This is a genomic window from Thermodesulfovibrionales bacterium, assembly GCA_035622735.1.
In the GTDB taxonomy this organism is placed as follows: domain Bacteria; phylum Nitrospirota; class Thermodesulfovibrionia; order Thermodesulfovibrionales; family UBA9159; genus DASPUT01.
Genome location: DASPUT010000038.1, coordinates 1 through 7,505 on the forward strand (window position 1 = coordinate 1; position 7,505 = coordinate 7,505).

The 7,505-nt window shown below is 58.1% G+C and carries 9 protein-coding genes; 6 read left to right on the top strand and 3 right to left on the bottom strand.

The window, feature by feature from the left end; genetic code table 11:
• The first annotated feature begins 205 nt into the window (after positions 1-205).
• Positions 206-913: a TVP38/TMEM64 family protein gene (locus VEI96_02025; GenBank protein ID HXX56761.1), complete on the top strand. Its 708-nt coding sequence runs from the start codon at positions 206-208 to the stop codon at positions 911-913.
• Between the two features lie 23 nt (positions 914-936).
• Positions 937-2,382, top strand: coding sequence for an FAD-dependent oxidoreductase (locus tag VEI96_02030; GenBank protein ID HXX56762.1), 1,446 nt, complete (start codon positions 937-939; stop codon positions 2,380-2,382).
• 85 nt (positions 2,383-2,467) lie between these two features.
• Here the strand turns inward: VEI96_02030 and VEI96_02035 are convergent, their stop codons facing one another.
• The 3 genes from VEI96_02035 to VEI96_02045 all read right to left on the bottom strand — a co-directional run bounded on the left by VEI96_02035 (position 2,468) and on the right by VEI96_02045 (position 4,588).
• On the bottom strand, positions 2,468-2,983 hold the full coding sequence (locus VEI96_02035) for a hypothetical protein (GenBank protein ID HXX56763.1): 516 nt from the start codon (positions 2,981-2,983) through the stop codon (positions 2,468-2,470).
• 85 nt (positions 2,984-3,068) lie between these two features.
• Positions 3,069-3,905 carry a mechanosensitive ion channel gene (locus VEI96_02040; protein ID HXX56764.1) on the bottom strand — a complete coding sequence of 279 codons (837 nt, stop codon included), beginning with the start codon at positions 3,903-3,905 and terminating at the stop codon, positions 3,069-3,071.
• Between the two features lie 107 nt (positions 3,906-4,012).
• A complete protein-coding gene (locus VEI96_02045; protein HXX56765.1) occupies positions 4,013-4,588 on the bottom strand; it encodes a class I SAM-dependent methyltransferase in 576 nt (191 codons plus the stop codon).
• Positions 4,589-4,696: 108 nt separating this feature from the next.
• Between VEI96_02045 and VEI96_02050 the strand changes: the two genes are divergently transcribed.
• From VEI96_02050 to VEI96_02065, 4 genes are all read left to right on the top strand, one after another.
• Positions 4,697-5,383 carry an HAD-IA family hydrolase gene (locus VEI96_02050; GenBank protein HXX56766.1) on the top strand — a complete coding sequence of 229 codons (687 nt, stop codon included), beginning with the start codon at positions 4,697-4,699 and terminating at the stop codon, positions 5,381-5,383.
• Positions 5,380-6,165: a tRNA1(Val) (adenine(37)-N6)-methyltransferase gene (locus VEI96_02055; protein HXX56767.1), complete on the top strand. Its 786-nt coding sequence runs from the start codon at positions 5,380-5,382 to the stop codon at positions 6,163-6,165. Before VEI96_02050 ends, VEI96_02055 begins: the two co-directional genes overlap by 4 nt.
• A gap of 101 nt (positions 6,166-6,266) precedes the next feature.
• Complete coding sequence (locus tag VEI96_02060; GenBank protein ID HXX56768.1) at positions 6,267-7,049, top strand: ribonuclease H-like domain-containing protein; 783 nt, start codon at positions 6,267-6,269, stop codon at positions 7,047-7,049.
• The coding region (locus VEI96_02065) for a site-specific integrase (GenBank protein HXX56769.1) at positions 7,036-7,505 on the top strand (470 nt) is incomplete at its 3' end. The genes VEI96_02060 and VEI96_02065, both read left to right, overlap by 14 nt.

A 7,505-nucleotide genomic window follows, 5' to 3' on the forward strand; every position in this document is an offset into this window, starting at 1 on the left:
AGCCGGATCAATCGCTGTTGACAAGCCGTTTCAGCGATGGTAGATTGCAATGAGAAAAGGCAAGAGTCGCTATCTGCGGTTCGCCGGGTCCGCCTCTTCTTCCACCATGATTTCCCCTTTACGGATCGGACGCCGGCGATAGCGTCTGCAGACTCGGAAGTAATGGGGAAGAAGACGAATCGCCCCGATCGTAACGGCAAAGAAGATGAAGAGAAGCGACACCTTAAAAAAGATAGCGGTCGTCGCGGTTATCGCCGGACTCGTAGTGGCCTTCGAGGTCCTCGGCCTCGGGCGGTATCTCTCCCTCTCGTACGTGAAGGAGTCTCAGGAGAGGTTCGCCGCCCTTTACGCGGAACACCGGCTCATTGTGATCGCCGCTTACGCGGGAATCTATATCCTCGTGACGTCGTTGTCCCTGCCCGGAGCCGCGATCATGACCCTCGCGGGCGGCGCGCTCTTCGGTTTGTGGATAGGGACGCTCATCGTCTCCTTCGCGAGCACGGCGGGCGCCACCCTCGCATGCGCGGTCTCGAGGTTCATCCTGCGCGACTGGGTCCGGCGCAGGTTCGGCGACAGACTGAAGACGGTGAATGAGGGAATCGAGAGAGAGGGTCCGTTCTATCTCTTCACGCTCCGTCTCATCCCTGTCTTTCCCTTCTGGCTCATTAACCTCGTCATGGGGCTCACCGGGATTCCGCTTCGAACTTTCGCCTGGGTCTCGCAGGTCGGGATGCTGGCCGGGACGATCGTCTATGTCAATGCAGGGACGGAGCTCGCGAAGGTTCACGGACTTTCGGGGATACTCTCTCCGGGGCTGATCCTGTCCTTCGCGCTTCTCGGCCTTTTCCCGATCGCGGCAAAGAAGGTCCTGTCTTTTTACAAAGCGAAGAGGACGGGCAGCGGCAGGAAATAACTTCTCGCATCAAGGAGGACAGCGTGGCTAAGTTCGATTTCGACATAGGCATTCTCGGAGGCGGCTCAGGTGGGCTCACCGTCGCTGCAGGAGCGGCACAGCTCGGTGCAAAAACGCTCCTCATCGATAAGGACGGCAGACTCGGCGGAGACTGTCTCCACTACGGATGCGTTCCGAGCAAGACGCTCATCATGACCTCCCGGGTCCGCCGCATGATGAAGAGGGCGGAGCATTTCGGTCTTCCGGAGGCGGAGCTTCCGCCTGTGGACTTCAGGGTTGTGGCTGAGAGGATCCGGCATGTCATCGGCATCATCCAGAGGCATGATTCCGAGGAGCGGTTCTGCGGGCTCGGGGTCAAAGTGGAATTCGGGGAACCGGCCTTTCTCGATGAGCATTCCCTTCGCGTGAGCGGAAAGGGCTATTCCGCGAAGAGCTGGGTCATCGCGACCGGTTCTTCCCCCTCTATCCCGCAGATCAAGGGACTCGACAGAACCCCCTTCATCACGAACAAACAGATCTTCTCTCTCGAGAGGCTCCCCAAATCGATGATCATCTTCGGAGGAGGCCCGATCGGCATCGAGATGGCACAGGCATTTACCCGCCTCGGAACAGCGGTGACGGTGGTTCAGCGTCCGGACCGGATCCTTCCCCGGGAGGATAAGGATATGTCGGACCTCGTGATGGATGTCTTACGCGGTGAAGGCGTCACCTTTTATCTCAATGCCTCGATCGAAGGCACAGGGGATTCGGGCACTGAACGGCAGGTCGTCATCAAAACCGCCGAAGGGGCTGCGGTCACCCTCAGGGCAGAAACGATCCTCGTTGCAGCGGGGCGTGACCCAAACGTCTCGGGGCTCGGACTCGAACATATCGGTGTCGATTTGGATAGAAAAGGCATCAAGGTGGACGACCGCATGAGGACGAACCACCGGCATATCTACGCGGTCGGCGACGTGAACGGCAGGTACCTCTTCACCCATGTCGCCGGGTACGAAGGGTCGATCGCGGTGAGCAATGCCGTCTTCCATCTGCCGAGGAAGGCGGATTTCACGAACCTTCCCTGGTGCACCTATACCGATCCGGAACTGGCGAACATCGGCATGAACGAGGCGATGGCGAAGGCAGCCGGGATAGACTACTCCGTCTGGACCGAGGAGTTCAGGGGGAACGACCGCAGCCTTGCGGAGGGCGAGGATGTCGGCAAGATCAAGATGCTCCTCGACGAAAGGGAGAGGCCGATAGGCGTTCAGATCTTCGGTCCCCACGCCGGGGAACTGGTGAGCGAATGGGTGGCGGTGATGAACGGGAAGGTCAGGTTTTCTACCCTCGTCTCGGCGATGCATCCCTATCCGACCCTCGGCGAGATCAATAAGAAGGTGGCCGGCAATTTCCTCGCCACGAAGCTCTTCTCCGATAAGGTGAAGAAGGGACTGAAGTTCTTCTTTCATCTGAGGGGAAGGGCTTGCTGACAACGCCTCTGCCGAACGTCAGCCGCTCTTTCTCACGGGACGCCCTGCCTCTGCATCTATCACGGAGACTATCCCTCCCGTTTTCCTAATATTCCGCATCCACCTCCCAATTCACAACGGATCCCTTCGCTGTCGCCTTGCCGGTATAACTGCCGGTGCCTTTCGCGTCTTTAAACTTTCCCGTTCCTCCGGTGATCTGCAGCTTCCCTTCGGAAGAGACCTCCCAATCTTGGCCATCCTTATCCATCTTGTTGGCGCCTTCAAACCGTATGTACGTTTCATCGCCATTCTTGTGGGTAATCGTGAGATACCCTTTGTGCGCTCCGCTCCCGGCAAGCCGGTCCGCCTGTTCAATCATCAAGACGTCGAGATCGTTCCAGTCCGCGTCTGAACTTGTTAACTTCTCCTCGCGAACGGTTTGCACAATCATATGCCTGGGGTCATCACCGGGATAGGAAACAGTTTGAGAAATGAGCCGTTTCGTCTTCGAGACTCCCGAAATCTTCTTCTTCTCTGCGGCCTGAACGGAGAGGCTTGTGAGGGCGACTGCGAGAGCGAAGAGCGTCACCGCTACCCCCGCCTTCGATAAAAAGTCTTTCATGGCATTCCTCCTTATGACGTTCCTCCACCAAGAAGTGGATGATGTTATCTATCCTCTTTCGATACCTTTCTCATAAGAGAACAATTCAGGAAGATTGATTGATAAGCAGGACCGTCTGTCTCTGTCCGGGGATCTCGATCTTCTTCTCCTGGAACCTCTCGAGCAGGGACCGGTAAAGTTCTGCCTTCACCACGGGGAAATCATCGACCCCGACCCAGGGCTTGATCGAGAGGGTGATGAATGAATCGCCGAGTGAGGCTATGCCCACGAGAGGGGCCGGTTCCTTGAGCACGCGGGCGTCCTGCCGCAGGACCTCATCGATTACGGTGCCGGCAAGAATAAGGTCTGTGCCGTAGGCCACTCCTACGGAGAGGTCGAGCTGCCGGATCCTGCCGTAATTGTGAAGTATCTCTCCCACGATCTTCCGGTTCGGCACGAAGACGCGGGAGTTGTCCGCGTGAAGCAGGGTGGTTGAGAAGAGCGCGATATCCGTCACCTGTCCGTATACCCCGAGCAGTTCGATGTACTCGCCGATCGTGAAGGGTTTCGTGAAGATGATCGTCAGCCCGGCGACGAGATTGCCGAGCATCCCCTGCATCGCGAGGCTCGCTCCGACACCGACGACGCCGATCCCGGCTATGAGCGGTGTGATCTGAATCCCCATCTGGCCGAGCGCCATGACCCCGATGAAGGCGATGATGAGGAGTTTCACGGCCCTTACGATGAGGTTGCTGACCGGCTCGTCAAAGGCCTTCTTCCTCAGCCACCGCTTCATGATATTGCCGACCCACCGGGCGATAATCAGGCCGACGCCCATGAGGACGATGGCGGTGAGGATCTGGCTGCCGTGCTCCACAAGATAGAGGGTTATCTTGTCGGCAACGTCGGGTGATTTCAGGCCTGATGCGGTTTCGTTCGCCATGCTTCCCCTCTCGAAAAAAGGATAGCACGGGGGGACTGAATTTACAACAGGAAAAGAGCCGGGCCTTTACCGCGGTCCAGAAGCCTTCCGCGATGCCGCATGGGGTCTCATGAGTCCGCGGGACGATTCCGTGATCGGAGCAGGACGGCGCGACTCCTCCGTATATCCAACTCACGGAGAACTTCAAATCCGGCACTCTGCGCAATCGAAACGGTCTTCTCAAAATCCGGACCGGACACGTGTCCCCTCGGCTCCGCCAATAACAACGGTTTGGACGGCCTCATCGTCGCGTGCACTTCGGAAAAGAGCCTCCTCTTGTCGGGCACCTCATGAACAAGGGCGAAGAGCAGCGCGAAATCGATGGTGCCGGCGAGGTCATCCACGCCGAGAGAGTCATGACCGCATACCCGCGCGTCGATCCTTCCGTTCAAGCCAGCCTTCTTCGCCCTCCGCATGAGGCCCCTTATCATCTTCTCCTGTAAATCGACGCAGAAGACTCTGCCTGTCTCGCCGACGAGGCCGGCGAGAGGCAGAGAAAAAAATCCCATGCCGCAGCCGACATCGAGGACACGCACCCCTTCCCCCACGTAAGGCCTCACGACCGCCTCCGGGTCCTGCAACAGACGTCTCAAGGGGCTCGCCAGGAGATAACCGAGCCACCACGGGCATACCCTGTTGCTCAATCCTCACCTCGCCGCGAAATGTTTCATAACGGCATTATAGCAAATCTGAGAGCGCCCCTCCGGATCGAAAGGGCTTCGCTCTTTCCGCCGTGCTATAATTACGACGGCATGTCTCTGAGACTCATCATCTTCGACCTCGACGGCACGCTCATAGATTCGAGCGTCGACATCACAAACGCGCTGAATCACAGCCTCGTGCCTTACGGGTTCCAACCCCTGACGGTAGCCGATACGATTACAATGGTCGGCGAGGGGCTGACGAGACTCATCGATAGAATCGTCGGTGAGGGAGACGCGGCTCTCAAGGCGGATGTGCTCCAACGGTTTCTCGGGTACTACGAAGACCATATCCTCGACAACACGAGGGAATACCCGGGGGTGAAGGAGACGCTCGAAAGGCTCCATGCCGCGAACTATAGAAAGGCGGTCATATCGAACAAGCGTGAATCCCTCTCGAGGATGGTCCTGAGCGGCCTCGGACTCTTGCCCTTTTTCGAGATGATCGTCGGCAGCGATACGACTCCGGAAAGGAAACCATCGCCGGTGCCTGTCCTGAGGGTGCTCGCGGACCTGCGGGTCCGGCCGCAGGACGCCCTTATCGTGGGAGACAGCAATTACGACGTCGACGCGGGGAAGGCTGCCGGCATCGCCACGGTGGCGGTCACCTATGGCTACAGACCGAGGGAGGCGATCGCTCATGCCGACTACCTCATCGACAGGATGGTCGACTTGATCCCCCTCGTCGAGAAGATAGACGATTCCGGCAGGTCCCTGTCCGGGGAAAGTTTCTCATGAGGCGTGGCCGGGCAGGATCTGCCGTGGACGACAGGGAAGGTGTCACGCTCGACACGATACGGGACCTGAAATTGTACCAGCCGAAGAGCGGCTACCGGTTCTCTGTGGACGCGCTCCTCCTCTATTCCTTCGTAGGCCTCCCGGTCGTGAAAAGGATTGCCGACCTCGGAGCGGGGTCGGGCATCATAGGGATGCTCCTCGCGAAAAAGTATCCGGGCTCGCGGGTGGACCTCCTCGAACTCCAGGACACCATGGTGACGCTCGCCGAGAAAAATGTGAGCGAAAACAACCTGGAGGGGAGGGTCAGCGTTGTCGGATGCGACATAAGGGACCTGAACGAGAGTCAGACCGACCGGACCCTAACGGGAGGAGCGTACGACATCGTGGTTTCGAACCCTCCATTCAGGAGGGCGAAGACGGGCCTCATAAGCCCTGAAGAGGAAAAGGCGGTCGCGAGGCATGAGATAAAACTGAGACTCCCCGAACTCATTCGCGGAGCGAGGTATCTCTTGCGGTCGAGGGGAAGGCTCTTTCTCGTATACCACCCGGAGCGGCTCACGGAGCTCATCCTCGCGCTGAAAGAGCGGGGCATGGAAGTCAAAAGGCTGAGGTTCGTGCATTCCTCTGCCGGGTCGGAAGCGAAGATGGTTTTGGTCGAGGCGGTCAAGGAAGGGAGGGAGGGGCTAAAGGTCGAAAAACCGCTCTGTCTTTACGATGCGGATGGCGCGTACAGTAAAGAGGTGAGGGAACTGTGCCGCGGCACCTCTGAGAAGATTCCCTGAAGACCGCATCGCACGACCGCCCCTCTCTTGTCCGTTCCGCAAGACCCTGTCTCTATTGTGCAGGCAACTTCTTATAGGTATAATATTTATCGGGAAGCGCCATGATACGAAATACCTTCAGCATGCTGAACGGCATCGGTGAAAAGCTCGAGAGGAGACTGTGGAAAGGCGGCATCCTCACGTGGGCCGACTTCCTTGAGGCCGGGGATATCAGCTGTCTCGGCCCCGAGAAAAAGGGCTTTCATGACTGCTCCCTTTCCCTTGCCGCGAAGAGACTCGAAGAGAGAGACGCAGCCTTCTTCGCGAAGACCGTGAAGAGACGGGAGCACTGGAGGCTCTTCGAGATCTTCAGGACAGAGACGGTCTTCCTCGACATAGAGACGAACGGTTATCAGCCCGGCAGCGGAGGGTACGTCACGGTCGTCGGCCTCTATGACGGTTTTGAATGGAGATCCCTCGTCGCCGGTGAGAATCTCACGGTCGAAAACCTCAACAGGGAGCTCTCAGGGTATAAATGCCTCGTCACCTATTACGGGGCCTCCTTCGATATCCCTTTTCTCCTGAGGGCCTTTCCCGGCGCGAGGTTCGACATGCCCCATTTTGACCTCTGTTACGGAGCTAAGAGACTCGGGTTCAGCGGAGGGCTGAAGAGACTCGAGGCATCGCTCGGCATCGAACGCGACGACGAGGTAAAGGGCATGGGCGGATACGATGCGGTACGGTTGTGGGAGATGGCGAGGCGAGGGAGCGACGAGGCGAGACGGCTTCTCCTCCTTTACAACCGGGAGGATACGGTCAATCTTTTCAAGATCGCCGATATACTCTATCGGAGACTGAAACAGTCGACGGGAATAGAGGGGTACCTGTCCTGTGCCGTTACTTAAGGATTTTCTCTCCTACCTCTCCGTTGAGAAGGGCCTGGCGAAAAATACGGTCGACTCCTACGGAAGGGACCTCACGTCGTTCTCCGGATTCCTCTCGTCGCGGGGGCTGGAACTGGACGGTTTCTCGCGTGCCGACATCATCGACTTCCTCGATGAGCTGAGGGCGAAACCGTATTCGGCCGCGAGCATCTGCAGGTTCCTCTCGTCGCTGAAGGGCCTCTGTAAGTTCCTTCTCATCGAGAAGATCATCGACGAAGACCCTTCAGAGAATCTCCAGTCGCCGAAGAAGTGGGAGAGGCTGCCGAAGGCGTTGAGCCTCGACGAGATAAAGGACGTGCTCACCGCCTCGCTGAAGTCGGGCGGCGGGGAAAAGGAATCGGTCCGGGCGGCATTGGCGGCCAGGAACTCCGCGATGCTCGAACTCCTCTATGCCTCCGGCCTCCGGGTGAGCGAGTT

What these genes read in the sequence shown, in the direction of transcription:
- VEI96_02025 (HXX56761.1), top strand. Translation starts at nt 206, where the DNA reads ATGAAGAGAAGCGACACCTTAAAAAAGATAGCGGTCGTCGCGGTTATC.
- VEI96_02035 (HXX56763.1), bottom strand. Translation starts at nt 2,983, where the DNA reads ATGAAAGACTTTTTATCGAAGGCGGGGGTAGCGGTGACGCTCTTCGCT.
- VEI96_02040 (HXX56764.1), bottom strand. Translation starts at nt 3,905, where the DNA reads ATGGCGAACGAAACCGCATCAGGCCTGAAATCACCCGACGTTGCCGAC.
- VEI96_02050 (HXX56766.1), top strand. Translation starts at nt 4,697, where the DNA reads ATGTCTCTGAGACTCATCATCTTCGACCTCGACGGCACGCTCATAGAT.
- VEI96_02055 (HXX56767.1), top strand. Translation starts at nt 5,380, where the DNA reads ATGAGGCGTGGCCGGGCAGGATCTGCCGTGGACGACAGGGAAGGTGTC.
- VEI96_02060 (HXX56768.1), top strand. Translation starts at nt 6,267, where the DNA reads ATGATACGAAATACCTTCAGCATGCTGAACGGCATCGGTGAAAAGCTC.